General features: G+C 41.3%; 17 protein-coding genes. 10 read left to right on the forward strand and 7 right to left on the reverse strand.

What is annotated here, in order from left to right; translation table 11 throughout:
• Window positions 1-62 precede the first annotated feature (62 nt).
• The 5 genes from L1267_RS04250 to priA all read right to left on the reverse strand — a co-directional run bounded on the left by L1267_RS04250 (window position 63) and on the right by priA (window position 5,175).
• Window positions 63-437 (reverse strand): gamma-butyrobetaine hydroxylase-like domain-containing protein, encoded by a 375-nt coding sequence (locus tag L1267_RS04250; RefSeq protein ID WP_135922754.1) that lies wholly within the window; start codon window positions 435-437, stop codon window positions 63-65.
• A gap of 76 nt (window positions 438-513) precedes the next feature.
• Complete coding sequence (gene hslU / locus L1267_RS04255) at window positions 514-1,842, reverse strand: HslU--HslV peptidase ATPase subunit (RefSeq protein ID WP_135922753.1); 1,329 nt, start codon at window positions 1,840-1,842, stop codon at window positions 514-516.
• An 11-nt stretch (window positions 1,843-1,853) separates the two neighbouring features.
• A complete protein-coding gene (gene hslV, locus L1267_RS04260) occupies window positions 1,854-2,372 on the reverse strand; it encodes an ATP-dependent protease subunit HslV (RefSeq protein ID WP_008115012.1) in 519 nt (172 codons plus the stop codon).
• Between the two features lie 80 nt (window positions 2,373-2,452).
• The gene (locus L1267_RS04265; RefSeq protein ID WP_135922752.1) at window positions 2,453-2,977 is read right to left on the reverse strand and encodes an SPOR domain-containing protein; all 525 of its coding nucleotides are present in this window, start codon (window positions 2,975-2,977) and stop codon (window positions 2,453-2,455) included.
• A gap of 17 nt (window positions 2,978-2,994) precedes the next feature.
• Window positions 2,995-5,175, reverse strand: coding sequence for a primosomal protein N' (priA, locus tag L1267_RS04270; protein WP_235382193.1), 2,181 nt, complete (start codon window positions 5,173-5,175; stop codon window positions 2,995-2,997).
• Between the two features lie 233 nt (window positions 5,176-5,408).
• Here priA and rpmE point away from each other — a divergent pair, with 233 nt between their 5' ends.
• Entirely contained in the window at window positions 5,409-5,624 is a 216-nt protein-coding gene (gene rpmE, locus L1267_RS04275) for a 50S ribosomal protein L31 (protein WP_036973208.1), read from the forward strand.
• A 699-nt stretch (window positions 5,625-6,323) separates the two neighbouring features.
• On the forward strand, window positions 6,324-7,565 hold the full coding sequence (locus L1267_RS04280; protein ID WP_135922750.1) for a malic enzyme-like NAD(P)-binding protein: 1,242 nt from the start codon (window positions 6,324-6,326) through the stop codon (window positions 7,563-7,565).
• 87 nt (window positions 7,566-7,652) lie between these two features.
• Here L1267_RS04280 and metJ read toward each other — a convergent pair whose 3' ends face one another.
• The gene (gene metJ, locus L1267_RS04285) at window positions 7,653-7,973 is read right to left on the reverse strand and encodes a met regulon transcriptional regulator MetJ (protein ID WP_054563330.1); all 321 of its coding nucleotides are present in this window, start codon (window positions 7,971-7,973) and stop codon (window positions 7,653-7,655) included.
• 266 nt (window positions 7,974-8,239) lie between these two features.
• On the opposite strand from metJ, the gene metB reads away from it, so the two are divergent.
• Both metB and metL read left to right on the forward strand, forming a co-directional pair.
• Entirely contained in the window at window positions 8,240-9,499 is a 1,260-nt protein-coding gene (gene metB / locus L1267_RS04290; protein ID WP_235382194.1) for a cystathionine gamma-synthase, read from the forward strand.
• Window positions 9,500-9,503: 4 nt separating this feature from the next.
• Window positions 9,504-11,849 carry a bifunctional aspartate kinase/homoserine dehydrogenase II gene (gene metL / locus L1267_RS04295; protein WP_235382195.1) on the forward strand — a complete coding sequence of 782 codons (2,346 nt, stop codon included), beginning with the start codon at window positions 9,504-9,506 and terminating at the stop codon, window positions 11,847-11,849.
• Window positions 11,850-11,928: 79 nt separating this feature from the next.
• Here the strand turns inward: metL and L1267_RS04300 are convergent, their stop codons facing one another.
• Window positions 11,929-14,439: a penicillin-binding protein 1A gene (locus tag L1267_RS04300; protein ID WP_138557077.1), complete on the reverse strand. Its 2,511-nt coding sequence runs from the start codon at window positions 14,437-14,439 to the stop codon at window positions 11,929-11,931.
• Window positions 14,440-14,571: 132 nt separating this feature from the next.
• Here L1267_RS04300 and L1267_RS04305 point away from each other — a divergent pair, with 132 nt between their 5' ends.
• From L1267_RS04305 to aroK, 6 genes are all read left to right on the forward strand, one after another.
• Window positions 14,572-15,651 (forward strand): pilus assembly protein PilM, encoded by a 1,080-nt coding sequence (locus L1267_RS04305; protein ID WP_135922746.1) that lies wholly within the window; start codon window positions 14,572-14,574, stop codon window positions 15,649-15,651.
• Entirely contained in the window at window positions 15,639-16,211 is a 573-nt protein-coding gene (locus L1267_RS04310) for a PilN domain-containing protein (protein ID WP_135922745.1), read from the forward strand. The genes L1267_RS04305 and L1267_RS04310 overlap by 13 nt, the downstream gene beginning before the upstream one ends.
• A complete protein-coding gene (locus L1267_RS04315) occupies window positions 16,201-16,806 on the forward strand; it encodes a type 4a pilus biogenesis protein PilO (protein ID WP_135922744.1) in 606 nt (201 codons plus the stop codon). Before L1267_RS04310 ends, L1267_RS04315 begins: the two co-directional genes overlap by 11 nt.
• Complete coding sequence (locus L1267_RS04320; RefSeq protein WP_135926194.1) at window positions 16,806-17,342, forward strand: pilus assembly protein PilP; 537 nt, start codon at window positions 16,806-16,808, stop codon at window positions 17,340-17,342. The genes L1267_RS04315 and L1267_RS04320 overlap by 1 nt, the downstream gene beginning before the upstream one ends.
• 52 nt (window positions 17,343-17,394) lie before the next feature.
• A complete protein-coding gene (locus L1267_RS04325) occupies window positions 17,395-19,422 on the forward strand; it encodes a type IV pilus secretin PilQ (RefSeq protein WP_442960550.1) in 2,028 nt (675 codons plus the stop codon).
• Between the two features lie 179 nt (window positions 19,423-19,601).
• Window positions 19,602-20,120 carry a shikimate kinase AroK gene (aroK, locus tag L1267_RS04330; RefSeq protein ID WP_036973192.1) on the forward strand — a complete coding sequence of 173 codons (519 nt, stop codon included), beginning with the start codon at window positions 19,602-19,604 and terminating at the stop codon, window positions 20,118-20,120.
• The last annotated feature ends 25 nt before the right edge of the window (window positions 20,121-20,145 follow it).

Below are 20,145 nucleotides of genomic sequence, written 5' to 3' on the forward strand. Positions count from 1 at the left end.
CGCGGTGATGGTTTCGTCATCGCGCTTTTTTGTTGCTTGGGTGTGTATACCGCGACAAGGTATTAAGGCACAAACTTAATAGGCACGCTGTCTTTGTTGGCTTCGTGCTCTGTGACTCTGGCTTGATATTGTTGCCAAAGCGCATCATGATTTGCTTGTAAATCAGCTAAGTAATGCCAGCTAAACAAGCCACTATTATGATTATCGCTAAATACCAGTCGAATTGCATAATGGCCAACCGGCTCAATTTTACTAATTCCTACTTGCTGTTTGCCAAGCACCAGTTTCATCTGCTCATTACCGTGGCCTTGTACTTCAGCAGATGGTGAGTGAACACGCAGAAATTCAGCACTAAATTGGGCAATAGTCTGATCATCAAAATGAACATCTAATACTTTACTAACGCTGTGATAATGCACTTTAGTGACTTCTTTCATGTGAGCCTCGAATCTACGATTTATATACTAAAAAGCCTCCAACTGGAGGCTTTTTAGTATAACGCTAATTTGTTGATTAAAGAATGAAACGGCTTAAGTCTTCATCTTCAACAAGTGCACCTAAATGCTGTTCAACGTAATTGGCATCAATTGTTAGTGTTGAACCCGCTTTTTCTGAGGCATCAAATGAAATTTCTTCCATTAGTTTTTCCATCACTGTGTGTAAGCGACGTGCACCGATGTTTTCGGTTTTTTCATTTACCTGCCAAGCCGCTTTCGCGATACGCTCAATTGCATCATCGGTAAACTCAACCTCAACTTGCTCAGTTTTTAACAGCTCACGTTGTTGCTCAGTTAATGAAGCATGAGGCTCAGTTAAGATACGTTTAAAGTCATCAGCACTTAGTGCTTCAAGCTCAACGCGGATTGGTAAACGACCTTGTAGCTCTGGGATCATGTCTGACGGTTTAGCCATTTGGAATGCGCCAGATGCAATAAACAACATGTGGTCAGTTTTAACCATGCCGTGTTTAGTGCTTACTGTTGAGCCTTCGATTAATGGTAGTAAGTCGCGCTGTACACCTTCGCGGCTAACATCAGGGCCAGACGCTTCACCACGTTTACAGATTTTATCGATCTCATCGATAAACACGATACCGTTTTGCTCTACCGCGAAGATAGCTTGCTCTTTTAACTCTTCAGGGTTAACAAGTTTTGCAGCTTCTTCTTCAACTAATAGTTTGAAGGCTTCTTTAATTTTTAACTTACGCTTACTGCGCTTGTCGCCACCCATGTTTTGGAACATGCTTTGTAGCTGGTTGGTCATTTCTTCCATACCAGGAGGTGCCATGATCTCAACATTAGGCTGAGCTTGTGCAACATCGATATCGATTTCTTTATCGTCTAATTGGCCTTCACGTAATTTCTTACGGAAAGATTGACGAGTCGAAGAGTTTTCTTCAGTTTTTGATTCACCAAAGGTGTCGCGCGCTGGTGGTAGTAGGGCATCTAAAATGCGCTCTTCTGCCGCTTCTTCAGCACGGTGCTTAAACTTCTTAGTTTGCTGTTCGCGGGTCATTTTAATTGAAATATCAACTAAATCACGGATGATAGTTTCAACTTCTTTACCAACATAGCCCACTTCGGTGAATTTGGTTGCTTCAACTTTAATGAAAGGCGCATTAGCAAGTTTTGCAAGGCGGCGAGCAATTTCAGTTTTACCCACACCAGTAGGACCAATCATTAAAATGTTTTTTGGTGTTACTTCGGCGCGTAGCTCGTCGCTTAGTTGCATACGGCGCCAGCGATTACGAAGCGCGATTGAAACTGCTTTTTTAGCTTTAGCTTGGCCGATAATGTGTTGATCTAGCTCGTGAACGATTTCTCTTGGCGTCATCTCAGACATGGCAGTTCCTATTACAATTCTTCAATAGTTTGGAAATTATTCGTGAATACGCAGATGTTGCCGGCAATAGTTAGGCTTTTCTCTACAATTTCACGTGCACTTAGGTCGGTGTTTTCAAGAAGCGCTGTGGCTGCTGATTGTGCGAAGTTACCACCACTGCCAATCGCAATTAGGTCATTTTCTGGCTGCACAACATCACCGTTACCTGTGATGATCAATGACGCAGTTTCGTCTGCAACTGCTAAGAGTGCTTCGAGTTTTCGAAGTGCACGGTCACTACGCCAATCTTTGGCCATTTCAACGGCTGCTTTAGTCAGGTTACCTTGGTGCATTTCTAGTTTACTTTCAAATCGTTCGAAAAGGGTGAAGGCATCAGCAGTACCGCCAGCGAAACCAGCGATTACTTTGCCATTATAAAGACGTCGAACTTTGCGGGCGTTGCCCTTCATTACGGTATTACCAAGTGAAACTTGGCCGTCGCCACCAATTACGACCTTGTCGTCGCGGCGTACACTTACAATAGTGGTCATGATTATTCCTCATCATCGAGCGGCAAAGCCGCTCGTAAAAAGCGATTGATGAGGTGTTTATATGGGTGAATGAACTAAAATCAAGTCCAAAGCCAAATTCCGCAGCCCATTATTTTGATACGTTTAAGTTTATTTTTATCACTTTCGGCCAAACGTTTGGTTTCGTAAGGGCCTAAACGCACTTTATACCAAACACCATTGCTGCCTTGGGTTTTCTTTACCTCGGCAACCAAGCCGGCAAAAGCGATTTTAGCTTTTAATGTTTGTGCTTGCTCTAAGGTTCTAAAAGAACCGCATTGCATTACATACGGGCCCTTTTGTTCAATCTCTTTTACTTCAACCTGAACTTCGTGCTCTTTAATCTCTTTGATAAATTCAGGTGTTTTAGGTGGCGGAATAACTGTTTCTTCTTGTTTAGTAGGATTGGCTTGTTGTTCCACAAGTTCAGGGTCAGCATTATGTTTGATATACCATAAGCCATAGCTAAACCCGCCTACTAAAATAAGCGCGATTAAAATTAGAATAATAGGAAATGGCTTTTTCGCCGGAGCCTGCTTTTTATTTCTATTTGCTGGTTTTTTATTAATGTAATCGTGTTGTGCCATGACTCTTTTATTGGCCTTTAAATCATATCTATCGGATCAACGTCTAGGCTCCAACGCACTTTTTGCGCTAATTTGCTGGTGCTTATGTAGTCGACCATTTGCGCTAAATATTGGTGCAAGTGGGAGCGTTCCTGCGCCTGAATATGTAATTGAAAGCGATACTTACCAGCCACACGTTCCAGTGGCGCAGGTATCGGACCGAGCAATTGTATACCAGATACGTTCTGGACAGGAACCAAATCAGTTAAAAAATCGACCACTTGATTAATGTTATGTCCTTCGGCGCGCACCATAGCCATATTGGTAATGGGTGGAAGCTGAGCCTCTTCGCGTTCTGTCAGGGCATAGCGGGCAAAATCCTGATAGCCATTGTTGACTAAATCTTGTAGTAATGGATGCTCAGGAAAATGGGTTTGCAATAATACTTGCCCAGGTTCACCACTTCGACCAGCACGGCCTGCCACTTGCGTGACAAGTTGCGCTAAATGCTCGGTAGCGCGAAAGTCGCACGAATATAAACCGCTGTCGACGTCTAAGATTAAAACCAGGCTAACATCAGCAAAGTGGTGGCCTTTTGCTAACATTTGCGTACCAACGAGGATACGCGCACCGCCTTGGTTAATATCATCAAGGGCTTTTTCTAAGCTGCCTTTACGACGAGTTGAATCTCGGTCGATACGACTAATCGGAATATCAGGAAAGGTTTGTGTTAAAAACTCTTCGATTTGTTCAGTACCTTTACCATTTGGAAAAATCTGCGTGCTGCCGCAATCGGGGCATTGATGAGGCACCTGATGTTGCTCACCACAGTGGTGACAAATCATCTGGCCAATGGCTTTATGAAAGGTTGCACTGGTGCTACAACGTGAGCACTCACTTAGCCAGCCACACTCATGGCATATAAGGGTAGGTGAAAAACCGCGACGGTTTAAAAACACCATTACTTGTTTGCCATGCTCTAAATGTTGGCGCATATAGGCAAGGCTAGCATGGGCAATTCCGGCTTGCTCAGGCTGACCTTTCATGTCAATTAGTTGAAACTGGTTATCGGTGCTGGTTTGGGCGCGCTCAGTGAGGCTCAACAGCTGATATTTGTTATTAATTGCTTTATGTAAGGTCTCAAGTGCCGGCGTGGCACTACCTAGAACGAGCACAATATTATGCTGGTATGCTCTATAAGCGGCTAGGTCTCTAGCATGATAGCGCAATGTATCTTGTTGCTTAAACGAGCTGTCGTGCTCTTCATCAACGATGATCATGCCAAGTGATAAAAAAGGTAAGAAAATACTCGAACGTGTGCCGATCACTATGGCGCAGCTGCCTTTTTCACAGAAACGCCAGGTCTGTAAGCGTTCGTTATCTGTCAGTGCGGAGTGCCAGAGCATAATCGGTGTATCAGGAAAGCGGCGACGAAAACGATTAACCGTTTGTGGTGTTAAGCCAATTTCAGGCACTAATACTAGGGCTTGTTGGCCCTTTTTAAGTACTTCTTCTAGGCATTGCAAATACACTTCGGTTTTACCACTTCCGGTAACCCCTTCAAGTAAAAAGCTGGTAAAGCCGTTAGCTTGATTAATGCTGGTACACGCCACAGCTTGTTCTTTATTAAGTACAGGTTTGCTACCTACCGTCGGCGGGCGTTGCTGCCACTGGTTATCATGTTCGATAAACTGAGTGATCAGTTGTTTGTCGAGCAGGCTATCGATGGTTTTTTTTGTAAATCCGAGTGCTTTTAATTCTGTAACCGATGATTTGCCCGATTCGGCTAGCTGCTTTAATAAACTTAACTGGGTTTTTGCTTTTAGCGACGGCAGCTTTGCACCTTTTTCGGTCAGCTCAACCATGTTAATGCTGGTTTTATCAGGGCATTCGCCTTGTCTTAATGCAGCCGGAAGTGCCGTATGAATGGTTTCACCCAATGGATAACAGTAGTAGCGTGCAGTGAATTTCAGAAGCGCTAAATGTTGCTCAGATAAAACTGGCGTGTCGTCTATTACGTCTATAATCGGCTTTATTTTGTCAGCGGGAACATCGGTTGATGTTTTTAGAGCCAACACCACTGCAACCTTTTTTTGACTACCAAATGGCACGCGAACGCGCATGCCTGGCTTTAACTCAGGGCTGTGCAGCAGCTGTTCAACTTTATAATCGAAGGTACGCTGTAAAGGGACTTTTATGGCAACTTCTACAAAGTGCATAACAACTCTACTGAAACAAAGACGGAAAGATAATGTACTAAAATTACGGTTAAAAACCTACCAACAAATACTGAACAACAAGCCACTTGATTATTTTTTTAGCGAAATATGTATTTAAAGCTTGTCGCAAGGTCACTTGAGCTATAAAATACGCGGCCTATTAATTGTATTAACTGCGTATGGTGCCAGACTTCGGGTTTGGAGAGCGATACGGCCTTAACTAGAGGTTCCCTATGAAAGAAGGTATTCACCCTAAGTACGAAGCTATCACTGCAACTTGTTCATGTGGTAACAAATTCGAAACTAGCTCAACTCTTTGTAAAGACATCCACTTAGACGTATGTTCTGAGTGTCACCCGTTTTACACTGGTAAGCAAAAGATTTTAGACACTGGCGGCCGTGTTGATCGTTTCAACAAGCGCTTCGGTGCACTTAGCAGCAAGAAGTAATTTCTGCTGTTTAGTTAAAAGAAGCACCTTAGGGTGCTTTTTTTATGGCTAAAATTCACAAAATTCGTTATTAACGCTGACACTTACTTATCATCTTCACTCATTTCCTTTGCATAACTATTTCTGGCTGTTATGCCCATTATGTCGTTAATTGTAGAGACAAAGTGCCACCCCTTGGCTATATTCTTTTTTGTATAAATGAGTATACCAATCCGCAATAATACTTAATCATTTTGAGGGATTAAACCTGTCGCTACCTGCGTTAAAAATTTCTGATTTAGAACACAACTAAATAACGAAATTTTTGCCTTGCTATCAACAAGGTTTCATTGCCTCAAAATAGACTACTTAATTAAGCGTATTGGTATCTAAAAGTTATTAAAAATAATAAATTTAAATAATTTCGTGAGTAAATGCTGTGAACTTCGTTGAAATGGCTGTTTTAGGCTAATTTCGGCTATTTGCAGTGTTCGTGCATATAAAATACAAAATCACGCGCTTAAAAGGCCATAAATAGGTTGATTTTTATGTTTGATTAATCGCAACTATGCACAGAAATTGTTGGGAAATCCTTTAAAATTAAGCGATATAGCTTATAACAGGATAGACCTGATAATACTTGGAATTTTTATACATTACAGGTATCGTACAGATGCAAGCTCTCTCACTTTTTAACTTTTTGCAGGATACTATCGCGTTATGTCAGATTTTCGTGAAAAAGCATTACATTACCACGCTCACCCCGTTCCAGGTAAAATTAGTGTTGAACTAACTAAGCCAGCCGAAACGGTTAACGATCTCGCTTTAGCTTATAGCCCAGGTGTGGCTGAACCGGTCCGCGAAATTGCTGCTGATCCAGCAAATGCCTATAAGTACACAGGTAAAGGTAACATGGTTGCGGTTATTTCAAACGGTACCGCAATTCTAGGATTAGGTAACTTGGGCCCGCTTGCATCAAAACCTGTAATGGAAGGTAAAGCGTTACTATTCAAACGTTTTGCTGGCCTTGATTCAATTGATATTGAAGTAAAACATCGCACAACAGAAGACTTCATTAATACGGTTGCTAACATCGCTGATACGTTTGGTGGTATCAATCTAGAAGATATTAAAGCGCCAGAGTGTTTTGAAATCGAAAAAGCGCTTATCGAGCGTTGCGATATTCCAGTTTTCCACGATGACCAACATGGCACTGCTATTGTTACCGCTGCTGGTATGCTTAATGCCCTTGAAGTACAAGGTAAAGACATCGAAGATGCAATTATCGTATGTTTAGGTGCCGGTGCAGCTGCAGTTGCTTGTATGGAGCTATTAATAAAATGTGGCGCACTGCGTGAGCACATCTATATGCTTGACCGTAAAGGTGTGATCCACACTCGTCGTGATGACTTAAATGAGTATAAGCAATTATTTGCTAACAATACTGATAAGCGTACATTACAAGACGTTATTGCTGATGCTGATGTGTTTGTAGGTGTATCTGGTCCTAATCTATTAACTGCCGATGATCTTAAACTGATGGCAGATAAGCCAGTGGTGTTTGCGTGTTCAAACCCAGATCCTGAGATTGCTCCGGAAGTTGCACACAGTGCACGTAACGATTTAATTATGGCAACGGGTCGTTCAGACTTCCCTAACCAAGTGAATAACGTGCTTTGTTTCCCGTTTATTTTCCGTGGTGCGCTAGATGTGCGAGCAACGGCTATTAATGATGAAATGAAAATTGCAGCTGTGCATGCTATTCGAAGCATTGCAAAAGAGCCTGTACCAAGCGAAGTATTAAAAGCGGCTGGCGTTGAGTCACTAGAGTTTGGTGCCGAGTACATCATTCCTAAGCCAATGGACCCGCGTTTATTACCACGTATTGCTCGTGCTGTTGCTGAGGCGGCAGTAGAGTCAGGGGTTGCGCAAATTGAGATGCCAGAAGATTACATGCGTTAAACTTAATTAACGCTAATAAAAAAACTCAGCCTAAGCTGAGTTTTTTTATGCCTGTGGCTATCGGCGGTGATCCGATGGCCGAAATACTTACTCTGAATCAAGAACAGGGATATCTAACCCCATTTCTTGCATAATCTTTTTAACTTCTTCTGGCACCTTTTCAGGGTTGTCTTTACGAAGGTCATCGTCATTTGGTAATGGTTGGCCTGTAAAAGCATGTAGGAAAGCTTCACACAATAACTCACTATTCGTCGCATGACGTAAGTTATTGATCTGACGACGTGTACGCTCATCAGTTAATACTTTTAATACATTAAGTGGGATCGATACGGTAATCTTTTTTACTTGTTCTGATTTTTTACCGTGTTCTGCATATGGGTGAATGTATTCACCGTTCCATTTAGCCATAAGTTATTTCGTTGCCTCGGTTGTCAGTTATTTACGCGAGATACCAATTCAAAATAGAACACTTCGTAAAGGTAATTAGTATTTCTCATCGCGCAAGATGCGGAAATTCTATCTCTTTAAAAAAGATAGTCAAATACTAGTTATTTAGCCATCTAGTAGTGTAAATGTATAAACTTCTATTGTGAGCTATAAATACTTTGACTTCTCATAGTCGATCATCTAACCTTTTAGACGTCTAAACATCCAATTTATGAATAGGTGATGAAATGAGTGAAAAAAATAAAGCGACGATAGCGGTTCGTCACGGCATCGAAGCCGATAAGCATCATGGTGCGGTTGTGCCACCTCTATACTTATCAACCACCTATTCATTTGCTGACTTTGATACTAAACGCCAGTATGACTATGGCCGCAGTGGTAATCCGAATCGCGATATCTTAGCTGAAACTTTAGCTGAGCTTGAAGGGGGTGCAAGAGGCATTATTACTGCAACAGGTATGTCTGCAGTGCATTTAGCAACTCAGCTGTTAAACAGTGACGATACGTTAGTGATCCCACATGACTGTTATGGCGGTAGTTACCGTTTATTCACCTCGCTTGAAAAACGTGGCCTGTTAAAACTAAAAGTTTTGGATTTAACTAAAACTGAAAATCTCCAAGAAATTTTAGCGATTAAACCTAAGTTGATTTGGATTGAAACGCCAAGTAACCCAATCTTGCGTTTAACAGATATTAAAGCAATTACTAGTATTGCTAAGCAGTGTGGTGCTTTGGTTGCGGCTGATAACACCTTCTTATCACCTGCATTACAAAACCCCATTGAGTTTGGTGTTGATATTGTTGTGCACTCAACCACTAAATATATTAATGGTCACTCTGATGTAGTGGGCGGTGCAGTGATTGCTGCAACGCAAGAGCTAGGCGATAAGCTTGCTTGGTGGGCGAATAACATTGGTATTACTGGTGCACCATTTGATAGCTACTTAACACTTCGTGGTTTACGTACTTTAAATGTACGTTTGAAGCAGCACCAAGAAAATGCCTTTGCAATTGCTGAGTATTTAGAAAACTCACCTTATGTAAGCCAAGTTTATTACCCAGGCCTTGCATCACACCCACAGCATGAGCTTGCTAAAGCACAGCAACGCGGTTTTGGTGGTATGGTGAGCTTTGATATTAAAGGCGACATTAACGATGCAGCAGCGTTTTTAACCAGCCTTAAAGATTTTAGCCTTGCTGAGTCACTAGGTGGGGTAGAAAGCTTGATTTGTCACCCTGCAACGATGACACACGCAGGTATGGAGCCTAAAGCCCGTCTTGAAGCTGGTGTCGGTGATACCCTTATTCGTATTTCTGTAGGCATTGAAGACGTAAAAGACCTTATTGCCGATTTAGACCGTGTTTTTAATTTAGTAAAACCAGGTCAAGGCCAGCAAGTTACAAAAGCTGAAGTTAAGCAAACACAGCAAAATACACAACAAAACGCGTCATTTAAGTTAACGCCAGCACATACGGCATTGTGGTAGAAAAATGGTAAATATTGTTCATAAATTTGGTGGCTCAAGCTTAAGCTCGGCAGAACGCTATCATGCGGTGGCTAACATTGTTTTAGCGAATACGGAGCAGGGCGATTGCGTTGTTGTGTCGGCATCGGGTAAAACAACCGATACTTTAGTAAAGCTTTGGCAAAGTTACCATCAGCAAGATAGTCAAGCTGTTAGTGATATTCTACTGCTTATTGATAATAATCAACGTGCGCTTATTGAGCAGTTACTTACAGGCCAAAATAAACAACAGGCGTTGGCACAGTTAAAAGATGAACTTGCTGTATTAAACGAATTAATTAGTCAGCAACAGTTACTTGAAGCACCTTTACTTGCACATGGTGAAGTGTGGTCGGCGCGCTTGTTGGCGGCTTACTTAAATCAGTTGGGTATTGCTGCACAAGATGTTGATGCAAGGCAGCTATTTACTTTAAATGATGGCCAGCTTTTACATCAAAAAAACCAGCAGCAATGCAGTGATACGATTAGCAAATCACATATCAACGTAGTAACGGGCTTCATTGCCGCAGATTGCCAAGGTAATACGGTTACTTTAGGCCGTAATGGCAGTGATTACAGCGCCACATTACTGGCCAGTTATACTTTTGCTAAACAAGTGTCTATTTGGACAGACACACAAGGGGTATTTAGCACTGACCCTCGTAAGGTTAAAAATGCGGTTAAATACGCCAAGGTATGTCGTGAGCAAGCAAACTTATTAGCGCGCTTAGGCAACCCAGTACTGCATGCAAAGACGTTATCGCCGTTAAAAGACTCAGAAATCAAACTCGTAGTTAGAAGTAGTTTTGATTGCGATGCCACGCCAACCGAAGTGGTAAAAGAAGGCTATAGCAAAGCAAAACGTTTTATTACTACCTTAGATAACATCGATTTATTACGCGTTGATAAACTAAGTAGTGGTGAAGTAGGTGAGCTAAGCCAGTTAATTCAACACAGCTTGCATCACTTTGTTAAAGAAGGTGATACTTACTTGTTAGTGCCTGGTCAAAGTACTCATCAGATTGTCAGCCATTTAGCGGGTCGCGCCAATATTGTAGAGTCTAATTTAAGCGGTTGTGCGGTAGTTGCACCGACTGCTGATATCGGCGCTCTTGCAGAGCAAGCAACAGCGCTTTTAAAAGAGCAAAGCATTCATCCTCGTTTTGTACAGCAAGACGATAACTATGTGTTGATCTTAAATGATCAAGCAATTGATAGTGATGTTTTAACTCTTCTACATGACAAGTTGGTAAACAAAGGCCAAGAGCTGGCCATTATAGTTGCTGGCCTTGGTAATGTGGGTGAAGTGTTCTTATCGCAACTTCAAGCTCAGTTTGCTCGTTTATCTGCCCATTATAAAGTAAAGGTGGTTGCTCTTCTTCGCTCTAAGCAAATGCTATTTAGTGCCAGTGGTTTAAATACTGAAACATGGCAGGAGCAGTGGCACAATGAAGCGCAAAGCTACGACAAAGCTGAATTATTAGCGCGTATCAATGAGCTTGATTATGAGCATAAAGTGATAATTGATATCACTGCGAGTGAGGCTTTTAGTCAGTTGTATCCTGATTTTGTAGAGCTTAACTGTCATCTGATCAGTGCAAATAAATATGCGGGTACCGCTGCAAACGATTGGTATCAAGCACTGCGTAGTCAATTAGCTGAGCGAAATCTGTTATGGCGTTATAACACCAGTGTTGGCGCAGGTTTACCGATTAACTTTGCTTTGGCTGATTTACAAAATAGTGGTGACAGCATTAACCGTATTGAAGGGGTATTCTCGGGTACTTTATCGTGGTTATGTAGCAGTTATGATGGCAAGGTGCCGTTTTCTGATTTAGTGCTACAAGCACAGCAAATGGGTTACACAGAGCCTGATCCTCGTGAAGATTTATCTGGCCGCGATATGCAGCGTAAACTACTGATTTTAGCGCGTGATCTAGGCCTTGATTTAGAGCTAGATGATATTGCTTTGACACCACTTATGCCTGAACAGCTTGCTGCAGGTAGCTGGCAAGATTTTCTTGCAAACAAACAGCTGCTCGATGAATTCATGACAGAAAAAGCAGCCAAAGCTGCGGCAGAAGATAAAGTAGTGCGCTACACAGGTGCTATCACACTTGTTGATGGCAAGGTTCAGGCACAGGTAGGTTTAGTCTATGTTAGCAAAGATGATGTGCTAGCAAGTCTTAAACCGGGCGATAACATCTTTGTGATTAATTCACAGTGGTATACAGACAATGCATTAGTGATCCAAGGGCCAGGAGCGGGTAAAGAAGTTACCGCGGCAGGAGTTCATTCAGATCTGTATTGGCTGGTGAATAACTTAAAATAATTTTGCTGATCTTAGTTTTTATGGCTAAGCAAAAAGCGCCCCATGGGCGCTTTTTTATTGTCTAAAATTAATATAGTAATTAGAACAGTTCTTCTTCTGTACTCAGTTTTTCTTCAAATACATCTGTTGGCTCTTCTGTAACATACTTTGTAGGTGCAGTGCCTTTAATAAAGTATTCGAAGCGGCTGGTATAGTCATTTTTGTGGCTCAATAAGCCCGTTGCTAAATCAATACGAACCGAGACTAAGCCTTCAGGAAGTTCGATAGGAGCTTCTGGCATACCGTCAAGCGCTGCGCGCATAAAGTCGACCCACGCTGGTTGTGCGGTTTTTGCACCTGACTCAGCCCCAGAAATTTGTGAATTATCTAAGTTTTTATTTCTAGCACTACGGCCAAGTGTAATGCCAGGATTGTCAAAACCTACCCATACGGAGGTTAGTACATTGCGATTAAAACCACTGAACCAAGTATCAACAGAATCATTAGTGGTACCTGTTTTACCAGCTAGGTCGCGTCGGTCTAAAGCTTGAGCACGCCAACCGGTTCCACTCCAACCTGTTTTATGACTCCAACTACCGCCGCCCCAAATGGCACTGTGCATAGCTTGCGAGATTAAGAATGCATTTTGCTTTGAAATAATACGCGGGGCACAACGCTGGACTGGTGTTTGCTCTGTTTCAGTGATGCTAAGTTGGCTCGAATCGCGCGCTGCAAGCTCAACAGTGGCAGCCGGTTTTGGGCTATCACAAGCCAATTGAGGATTAGCCTTAAATAATGTATTGCCTGCTGAATCTTGGATTTCAGTAATAAAATAAGGCTTAATTAGGTGGCCACCGTTTGCAAAAGCGCTCATACCGCGTGCAAGTTCAAGCGGGGTAATCGAGGCACTACCAAGGGCTAACGACTCACTGCGATTAATATCACTATTTAAAAACCCAAACTTAAGCAAGTGATCTGCAGTGCGCTCTAGGCCAACACCACGCAGTAAACGAACAGAAATTACGTTTTTTGATTGTGCCAGTGCTCTGCGAATACGAATTGGGCCATTATAAACAGCTGGGCTGTTTTTAGGTCGCCATGCAACGCCTTGGCTTTTATCCCACTGATTAATAGGTGCATCATTCAAAATAGAAGCGAGTGTATAACCATTCTCAAGAGCTGCTGAATAAATGAATGGTTTAATGTTTGAACCCACTTGGCGTTTTGCTTGCACTGCACGGTTGTATTGGCTTTGTTCAAAGCTGTAACCACCTACAATGGCTTTAATTCGACCATCTTGCGGATCAAGCGAAACTAATGCACTCGATGCTTCAGGTATTTGGCTTAATATATAGCTATTGTCTGGATTTTTACGTAACCAAATTTGAGCGCCTGCTGTGAGAATGTCGCCAGCTGTTTCTGGTGCAAAACTTTGGCGGTAGCGCGTAATATATTTACGAGCCCACTTTAAACCATCCCATTCAACATTAACTTGTTCGCCACTTTTTAATAAAACAGAGATTGATTGCTCAGCTACTTGAGTGACAACACCAGCTAATAAAGGGCCAAACTCTTTTACATCTTTAAGTTTGTTTAAAATCGCGTCTCGAGTTAATGGCGTGTCGGTTTCACTATCCCATAAATGAGCGGTTGCTCCTCTATAGCCATGGCGCATATCGTAGGCATGTAAGTTGTTTACAAGCGCATCTTGTGCCGCCTGTTGGATATTTGAATCTACACTGGTGTAAACCTTGAAGCCTGTATTATAAGCTCGTTCATGGCCATAACGCTCAACCATTTCGGCGCGAACCATCTCAGAAATATAAGGCGCATATACTTCAATTTCAGCACCGTGGAATTTTGCCGTAATAGGCGCGTTAACGGCGTCTTGATACTCTGACTGACTAATATATTTTTCAGTTAGCATACGACCAAGTACAACATTACGACGTGCCTTGGCTCTCACAGGGTTACGAATTGGGTTTAGTGCAGAAGGAGCTTTAGGTAAACCAGCAATCATTGCCATTTGGGCTAACGTAAGTTCATTTAATTCTTTGCCATAATAAACTTGGGCTGCTGCACCAATACCAAAAGCACGATTCCCCAATTCAATTTTATTTAAATATAATTCGAGTATTTCATCTTTAGTTAATATACTTTCAATATGCAATGCGATGAATATCTCTTTGACTTTACGGATATAAGCCTTTTCTCGGGTTAAGAAAAAGTTACGGGCAAGCTGCATAGTTATGGTACTTGCGCCTTGTTTCTTTTCACCTGTAGATATGAGTACAATGGCTGACCGAACGATACCAATTGGGTCTATACCAATGTGTTCGTAAAAACGATTGTCTTCGGTCGCTAAAATCGCATCGATTAACGGTTGGGGGATTTGATCTATTGTGACGGGAATGCGGCGTTTTTCACCAAATTGATTAATCAATAAACCATCGCGTGAAAAAACTTGCATAGGTGTCTGTAATTGAACGTCTTTTAAAACCTGTACGCTAGGAATGTCAGGTTTAACGTAATAGTATAGACCAACTAAAGTGATTAGCCCTAAGAATGAGCAAATGATAAAAAATTGTAAAGTTCGTTTTAATAAAATCACTTATATTTTCCCTAAATGGACTCCCAATTAGAATCGGAGACTGCTAGTATATATTGATTAAAAAATGAATAATATTTTTTCAGATAAAAATTATAACTTGTTTATTATTAAAACAAAGGCAAAGTTGCAATCATGCTAAGTCAGCTATTAAAAAAGCCTTCATCTATGATGGTAGGGATCGACATCGGATCTCACTGCATTAAAGCAGTGTTGTTGCAAGAGACAGACGCAGGTTTGCGGCTTGAGGCATTAGCTATTGAACCTATGCCAAAAGGGGCTATGTCTGAACGCTCAATTCAAGACATTGAAGCTATCGGCAACGTTGTTGCTAAATTAAAACGAAAATTGCCTAAAACAGTCCAAAGTGCCGCCGTTGCAGTGTCTGGGCAAACTGTGATCACAAAGGTTATTTTCATGGATGTATCATTAACTGATGCTGAATTAGAATCGCAAATAGCCATTGAAGCAGACAGCTTAATTCCATACCCACTCGACGAAGTGAACATAGACTTTGAAAAGCTCGCCATTAATGAAGCCGATCCGAGTAAAGTTAATGTACTTTTATCTGCAGCACGCACAGAAAGTGTTGAGGCTCGCATTGGTGTATTAGAAGCTGCAAATCTAACTGCTAAAGTAGTTGATGTTGAAAGCTACGCGTTGAGCCGTTCGTTAGATGTGTACTACCAACAATTGCCTAGCGATGCCTATGATAAGTGTGTGGCAATTGTAGATATTGGTGCAGTGCTAATGCTTGTGAGTGTGGTTCAAGCCGGTGAGACTATTTACACTCGGGATCAGGTTTTTGGTGGCGACCAATACACAAACAGTATTGTCGCTTATTACAACAAAAGCTTCGATGAAGCAGAAATAGGTAAAACCACAGGCGACTTACCTCCTAATTATACGTTTGAAGTACTTGCACCTTTTCAGACTTCGCTGCTACAACAAGTAAGACGTGCCGTACAAATGTTCTTAACGACGAGCGGTAAAGATCAAGTCGATTATATTGTTTTAACCGGTGGCACAGCCATGATTGAAGGCTTAGACCGATTGTTAATTGAAGAGTTAGGGATACATACAGTGGTTGCTGAACCCTTTGCAAATATAGAAATTGCTCCAAAGGTAGACCGTAATATTTTACAGCGTCATAGAACACAGTTCGCGATAGCCACAGGATTGGCGTTGAGGAGCTTTTCATCATGCCACATATAAATCTACTGCCTTGGCGCGAACAAAAACGAAAAGAATCGCAAAATAAATTTGTTACTTTGCTGTTCGCTGTTGTTGTAGTGAGTTTTTTAAGTATGTATATGTTGAGTTCTTTCTATTCAGGATTGCGTGAAGGACAAAATGTAAAAAATAACTTTTTAAGCAACGAAATTGCACTACTTGATCAACGCATTCGTGAAATCAACGAATTGGATAAAAAGAAAGAAAACCTACAGCAGCGAATGCGCTTAATTGAGGAGTTACAAAGCAATCGAAATCTTGGTACACAAATTATGGATGAGGTTGCGAAGATTGTGCCTTCAGGTGTTTATTTAACTAAGCTAGAACGTCGTGATGACCGCATACATGTATCGGGACGTAGTGAATCTAATAATCGACTATCGACTATGTTGCGCCAAGTTCAGGGCTCTTATCTTCTAGAGCGACCTGTTATGCAAGGTATTGTGGCTGGTGAGCAAACGTCGAGGTTACTAAGTGACTTTAATATGGATTTTTATGTTAAACCATTTGATAAAATAGGTGAGGTACGCAATGAACCTTGATATCAAATCGTTAACTGAAATAGATTGGAACGAAATAGAGCTCGAAAATATGGGCGATTGGCCCATTGCTGTAAAAGTAATGTGTTGTACTTTTGTTGCTGCAATCGTGCTTTATTTTAGTTATAGCTTGCTAGTGTCTGATGAAATAGCTAATTATCACAGTTCAGTAGCCAAAGAGACTGAGCTGAGAAATACTTACAAAGCTAAATATGCTGTTGCGAGTAACCTAGACTTATATCGCCAGCAAATGATTGAGATGGAAGATAAGTTTTCGCAACTATTAAAGCGCTTACCCACCTCTAATGAAACACCAGGTTTACTTGACGATTTGTCTTATGTTGGCACGACAAGTGGTTTAACGTTTTTAAAAATTGGCTGGTTACCAGAAATAGAAAAAGAGTTTTACACTGAGCTGCCAATTAAGATAGAAGTTGTGGGCTCATATCATGAGTTTGGTGAGTTTGTTGGTAAAGTTGCACAATTACCGCGTATCGTAAGTTTGCATGACTTTACTATTCAAACCCTTGATGATGGTGAACTTACTTTTAGTGTTGTTGCTAAAACCTATCGTTATGAGGGAGGCACTCAGAAATGATGAGAAAGCTTCCGTTAGTTATTATTATGACTTTTGCACTGAGTGCATGTAACGATGATACATCAGAGCAAAAAGAATTTATCGATCAGGTAAAGGCAAGCACTACACCAAAAGTAGAGCCTATTCCTCAGATCGCAAAGTTTGAATATTTTGAATACAGTGCCAGTAAGTTGCGTAGCCCATTTGTTGCACCAAGACCTGAAATTATTCAAAACAACTTAGTACAAGTTAAAAACTGCTTACATCCAGATCCTAGCCGAGTTCGCCAGCCTCTAGAGAAGTACCCGCTTGAAAATTTATTAATGAAAGGGACTATCGGTCAAGCTGATAATAGCTGGGCATTGATTAAAGCGGCAGACGATACACTTTATCGTGTCACAGTAGGTAATTATCTTGGTTTGTATCATGGTGAGATTAAAGAAGTGCATGACAACTACATTGAATTATTAGAATTAATCCCTGATGGGGCTGGTTGCTGGAAAGAGCGCCTGACCAAGCTAGAAATGTTAGAGGCAGGTACAAATGGTGCAGATTAATCATATAAAAGGTAAAAATAAAATGCATAAAGGAATGGCTTGGTTAAAGCACATGCGAAAATACATGTTCGCTGCATTAACCTTACTGGTAGCGCAGTCGGTAGTCGCTGCACCTGTACTTTATGATGTGCGTTACAATCCAATCATGAAGGATGAAACGCAGCTGCAGCTAGTCTTTGATGAAGCCCTTACATTTGAGCCTAAAGTTCAGGTTTATAACGCACCAGCTCGGATAGAAATGTTATTTGACGATGTCGGTGTTGATAAAGAAGTTCAGACTGTAAATATAAACCAAGCAGGTATTCAGCAAGTCACTAGCACAATGACAACGGACGGTTTAAAAGTTGTTGTTATGTTGGATAAATTGAAAATTTATAAAACAACAGCTAAAGACAATGTTTACACGCTGCATGTTTCAGATAACCCAATTGCCAGTGATGAATCGACTGATCCCTTATCAGCCTCAAGTAACTTTATAAATACTGTACAATCCATTGATTTTCGTCGTACTGAAAAAGATGAAGCTCGCTTATTGGTGTTTTTGCAAGGTACTCAAGCTGCGATTGATGTACATGAAAGCGGTGGTAAAATTATTGCAGAATTCCATCATACGGATATTTTAGACGAGCTTCTGTATGAACTAGACGTTATTGACTTTGGTACCGTTGTAAGCAAAATCGAGACCTTCAAAGAAGGAACAATGACTCGTATAGTGGTAGAGCCAAATGCTGCGTTTAAATTTACTCACCAACAAATAGAGAACATCTTTACGTTAACAGTTGAAAAAGATGATACTCAACGTGCATACCTAGACGGCGGTATTGAATATCAAGGTCGTCCTATGAGCCTTAACTTCCAAGATATTCCAATTCGCTCTGTGCTACAGATTATTGCGGGCTATAACGACTTTAACTTAGTAACAAGCGACTCTGTAACAGGCAATATTACGCTTCGTCTAGAAGGTGTTCCTTGGGATCAGGCTTTGGATGTTGTGCTTAAAATTAAAGGTTTGGATAAACGCATGGATGGTTCTATTTTGATGGTTGCACCATCTGAAGAACTGGCAGCGCGTGAAGCCAAAGAGCTTAAGGCTAAACAGCAAGTCGAAGATTTAGAGCCTTTATACAGTGAATATATTCGCCTTAATTATGCTAAAGCTGAAGAGTTTGCTGATTTATTAAAAACCGATACCAACAGCATCATTTCTTCACGAGGCAGTGTTTCGGTTGATAAACGTACTAACACATTATTAATTAAAGATACTTCTAAAAGTATTGATAGTGTTCGCCGTATGGTTGAAACCCTTGATATTCCAGTAAAGCAAGTGGTGATTGAATCACGTATGGTTACTGTGAATGATAACGTGCAAGAAGACTTAGGCGTACGTTGGGGCATAAGCGATGTAGGCAGTGACGGTGCTATCTCTGGGACTCTTGAAGGCGCTGGAGGCATGTTTGGTGCTGGCTCTTACAATAACATTCCAAGTTTAGCTGACCGATTAAATGTAAACTTACCAATTTCAAGCCCTGCGGGAAGTATTGGTGTACAAGTTGCCAAATTAGCTAACGGCACCATTTTAGATTTAGAGCTCAGTGCTTTAGAAGAGGAAAACCGAGGTGAGATCATCGCAAGTCCGCGCATCACTACGGCTAACCAACAAAAAGCACGTATTGAGCAAGGTACCGAAATTCCTTATGTTGAAGCTGCATCAAGTGGTGCAACAACGGTTACCTTTAAAAAAGCGGTATTAAGTTTAGAAGTAACGCCACACATTACGCCTGACAATAAGGTGATTTTAGACCTAGTTATCACACAAGATACACGCGGTGATACGGTGCAAACACCAACGGGTTCCGCGGTGGCGATTAATACTCAAGAAATCCAAACACAAGTGTTAGTAGAGAATGGCCAAACAGTTGTTCTTGGTGGTATCTTCCAACAGCAAATTGTTAACTCAACGAAGAAAGTTCCTGTACTTGGAGACATTCCATATTTAGGAACCTTATTCAAAAGCACCAGTGAGTTTAATGAAAAGAAAGAGCTGTTAATCTTTGTAACACCAAAAATTCAATTGGATTAAGTGATTTTTTCTTAAGCAACGAGCAATTAGCATGTTTAATTGCTCGTTATATGGCTTTTTATGCTAATTGACTTGAAATACCCAAGCAATTACTGAGATAATCCCCTCCTTAATTTTGGGGCCAGGTCGTTAGGCGGGGTTTTATTTCAAATTTTAGAGTTCGTTTGTACTAAAAAGATATGGCTGAGAAACGTAATATATTTCTAGTGGGCCCTATGGGGGCTGGCAAAAGCACAATTGGTCGTCACATTGCTGACCAATTACACCTTGAATTTTTCGATTCAGATCAAGAGATCGAGCGACGCACAGGAGCAGATATTGCTTGGGTGTTCGACCTTGAGGGTGAAGAGGGCTTCCGACTTCGTGAAGAAACTGTTATTTCAGACCTAACTGAGATGCAAGGTATTGTACTTGCAACAGGTGGTGGCTCTGTGATCAGTAAAGAAGTACGTAATAAGCTTTCTGCTCGCGGTATTGTTGTATACCTAGAGACACCTATCGAAAAGCAAGTTGCACGCACGCAGCGCGACAAGCGTCGCCCATTATTGCAAACAGAAGAAGCACCGCGTGATGTATTAGAGCGCTTAGCTGAAGAACGCGAACCGTTATACAAAGAAGTGGCTGATTTTGTTGTCCGCACTGATGAGCAAAGCGCTAAAGTTGTTGCTAATCAAATCATTGAGAAATTAGATTTTTAAAACCAATAATTAAAAAGGAAACTAG

The organism is Pseudoalteromonas sp. OFAV1, from assembly GCF_021532595.1.
In the GTDB taxonomy this organism is placed as follows: Bacteria; Pseudomonadota; Gammaproteobacteria; order Enterobacterales; family Alteromonadaceae; genus Pseudoalteromonas; species Pseudoalteromonas lipolytica_C.

Coding starts and splice junctions, on each gene's coding strand:
- L1267_RS04265 (WP_135922752.1), bottom strand. CDS start 2,977: ATGGCACAACACGATTACATTAATAAAAAACCAGCAAATAGAAATAAA.
- priA (WP_235382193.1), bottom strand. CDS start 5,175: ATGCACTTTGTAGAAGTTGCCATAAAAGTCCCTTTACAGCGTACCTTC.
- L1267_RS04320 (WP_135926194.1), top strand. CDS start 16,806: ATGAGAAAGCTTCCGTTAGTTATTATTATGACTTTTGCACTGAGTGCA.
- hslU (WP_135922753.1), bottom strand. CDS start 1,842: ATGTCTGAGATGACGCCAAGAGAAATCGTTCACGAGCTAGATCAACAC.
- L1267_RS04250 (WP_135922754.1), bottom strand. CDS start 437: ATGAAAGAAGTCACTAAAGTGCATTATCACAGCGTTAGTAAAGTATTA.
- metB (WP_235382194.1), top strand. CDS start 8,240: ATGAGTGAAAAAAATAAAGCGACGATAGCGGTTCGTCACGGCATCGAA.
- metL (WP_235382195.1), top strand. CDS start 9,504: ATGGTAAATATTGTTCATAAATTTGGTGGCTCAAGCTTAAGCTCGGCA.
- L1267_RS04305 (WP_135922746.1), top strand. CDS start 14,572: ATGCTAAGTCAGCTATTAAAAAAGCCTTCATCTATGATGGTAGGGATC.
- L1267_RS04310 (WP_135922745.1), top strand. CDS start 15,639: ATGCCACATATAAATCTACTGCCTTGGCGCGAACAAAAACGAAAAGAA.
- L1267_RS04280 (WP_135922750.1), top strand. CDS start 6,324: ATGTCAGATTTTCGTGAAAAAGCATTACATTACCACGCTCACCCCGTT.
- L1267_RS04315 (WP_135922744.1), top strand. CDS start 16,201: ATGAACCTTGATATCAAATCGTTAACTGAAATAGATTGGAACGAAATA.
- L1267_RS04325 (WP_442960550.1), top strand. CDS start 17,395: ATGCGAAAATACATGTTCGCTGCATTAACCTTACTGGTAGCGCAGTCG.
- metJ (WP_054563330.1), bottom strand. CDS start 7,973: ATGGCTAAATGGAACGGTGAATACATTCACCCATATGCAGAACACGGT.
- aroK (WP_036973192.1), top strand. CDS start 19,602: ATGGCTGAGAAACGTAATATATTTCTAGTGGGCCCTATGGGGGCTGGC.
- rpmE (WP_036973208.1), top strand. CDS start 5,409: ATGAAAGAAGGTATTCACCCTAAGTACGAAGCTATCACTGCAACTTGT.
- hslV (WP_008115012.1), bottom strand. CDS start 2,372: ATGACCACTATTGTAAGTGTACGCCGCGACGACAAGGTCGTAATTGGT.